Below are 2,015 nucleotides of genomic sequence, written 5' to 3'. Positions count from 1 at the left end.
CATGTTGCCGTGTGGCCTCATGGAGTGTAGAGTCCAGGTCGTGGAGTTCAGGAAACATATAAAGGGCGGAGAGAATATCAAACACAAGGCCCGTATTGTCACCTATGTCGATCCTGCGAAGAAAAAGCCGAAAGTCATATCGTTGCTCACCAACGACATGACCATGGAGGTGGAAGACATCATCGACATATACCGCCAGAGATGGGAAATAGAGTTGCTGTTCAAGCAGTTGAAACAAAATTTCCCGCTTAAATACTTCTATGGGGAGAGCGCCAACGCCATCAAGATACAAATTTGGGTCACCCTGATAGCCAATCTCCTTCTGATGGTCATAAAGAAGCGCATCAAACGCTCTTGGAGCTTTTCTGGATTGGCATCAATGGTAAGAATCATGCTCATGTATTATGTGAACTGCTATACTTTTCTTGAGGAACCAGAAAAAGACTGGGCAAAAATGGTTCAGGAGGCTAAGGAAATACCTCCTGAACCAAGCCTTTTTGATTAGAGTGGGGGCTTACTTTTTGATAAAACAAGCTCGAAGTCCCATTTTCAGAGGACTTCGGGCGAGGGATTTGTACTCTTTAGAGTTTTAGCGGACAGCAATAATAGCTAATACTTACGACGGCGATCGAAAATGTCTATCTTTATATCCTTGATGATATAGTCTTTCAAGAGATTGGCCACACCATATGGAGTGATGTCATCGGGCTGGTTATAGCAAAAATCATCGTCATCGACAGTGTATGGAGGTACAAATGTCACTACGATACTTGCTGTATTTACCGCACACGCTGTGTCAGACCTTACGGGGGTGCATTCCATACTGCGTAGCCAGGCTCCGCATAGGTAGGTTTTCCCCTTTGGGTCTATATAGGGGGATGTGCCCTGCGACTCACAATCTTTCAGGGGCATTTCCCATATATACTGATTAATTAGCACCTCAAACTTCTTGCCGATAAAATAGCTGCGCTGGTCGTAGAAATTCTGTTTTAGAAAGGCTATTGTATCTCCTCGAAACTCTTTCAATGGGTGGTAGGTATAACTCTGTGCGCATACCTTAGACAGCCCTGCTATGAAGGCTATGAGCAATAATAACTTTTTCATTCTTGGCATATTTTAGTGATTATGTATTTTGCATTGGCTTTCTTGTAAGCCCCGTATGAAGTATAATGAGTTTCAATATCTCCACCGGCATCTTTCTCATTTTTAATTTTCGTAAGGCAAACACCAGTATCAAAATATTGTAAGATAGCGGCAAGTCGGAATAAGTTTTTATCTTCTCCTTTGTATTTGCTAAATGATTTCTTTTCCGTGTTAAAAAAATAGAGAATGTCTTGCAATGTTTCCTTCTATATTTGTATCTATTGTTGGAATATCTCCCCATGGACTATAAGGTTTTCCCCAATATCCTCCTCTATTGGGGTGTGGGGCTGTAACCTCGTATTCTGAAATTTCGAGTTCCCAGTTATCAGAGCTATCTGCGTCGGCAAATCTGGTCAGAGACGATTTGAGACCCTGATAGAGCCTCTTTGATGAGATTAGAATCCGACGATAGACATAGCAAAAATACAAATTAAATCTGAGGAACTCATTCCTTTTGGAGGAATATTTTCAATCATGGAGCAATTTGACTCCACATTGTCATCCGTAATCGACTCAACCCTCGGTCTAAGGTGTAGATCGTTCCATTTCATGGCACGTTTTCTCGCCATGACAGAGCTTAAGTAAACTTAGCTCTGCTCATCTGGCTTAACGAAAACGTTCGTTTCCATCAGAAAGACACGCTGAAGATGTTCTTTGAAAGATTTGAACAGAACGGTCTTACTATCAATTATTTCAGTTCTGATTGCGGGTCATGTTCCGAGGAAATCATAATATGCTACTTTAACCCAAATCGGTCATTAGGATTTCTCTGTGTCGTACGGCAAAGAGAAATCCTTTAATTTTTCCCATATAGATAAGAATGATTGTCGTGTTTTTAGTGATCTAGCCAAATATAGGATGTGCTTGTCTTT

At 41.3% G+C, this 2,015-nt stretch carries 3 protein-coding genes and 1 pseudogene; 2 read left to right on the top strand and 2 right to left on the bottom strand.

Translation table 11 applies throughout. From position 1 onward, the window contains the following. Positions 1 to 505, top strand: a 505-nt coding sequence (locus CIK92_RS05990) for a transposase (protein WP_144289356.1), incomplete at its 5' end; no start/stop codon positions are given. Positions 506 to 609: 104 nt separating this feature from the next. Here the strand turns inward: CIK92_RS05990 and CIK92_RS05985 are convergent. After that, positions 610 to 1,104: a hypothetical protein gene (locus CIK92_RS05985; RefSeq protein ID WP_094384405.1), complete on the bottom strand. Its 495-nt coding sequence runs from the start codon at positions 1,102 to 1,104 to the stop codon at positions 610 to 612. After that, entirely contained in the window at positions 1,101 to 1,340 is a 240-nt protein-coding gene (locus CIK92_RS05980) for a hypothetical protein (RefSeq protein WP_094384407.1), read from the bottom strand. The genes CIK92_RS05985 and CIK92_RS05980 overlap by 4 nt, the downstream gene beginning before the upstream one ends. Positions 1,341 to 1,557: 217 nt before the next feature. Between CIK92_RS05980 and CIK92_RS14030 the strand changes: the two are divergent. Beyond that, positions 1,558 to 1,692 (top strand): annotated as a pseudogene (locus tag CIK92_RS14030) (IS1380 family transposase); the annotation flags it as partial. Positions 1,693 to 2,015: the final 323 nt, after the last annotated feature.

Origin of the sequence: Prevotella sp. P4-67, assembly GCF_002251325.1 — a bacterium.
Lineage (GTDB): Bacteria > Bacteroidota > Bacteroidia > Bacteroidales > Bacteroidaceae > Prevotella.
The sequence above is the reverse complement of the archived record's forward strand: the minus strand, read 5'-3'. Positions and strand labels throughout refer to the sequence as shown.

What these genes read in the sequence shown, in the direction of transcription:
- CIK92_RS05985 (WP_094384405.1), bottom strand. Translation starts at nt 1,104, where the DNA reads ATGAAAAAGTTATTATTGCTCATAGCCTTCATAGCAGGGCTGTCTAAG.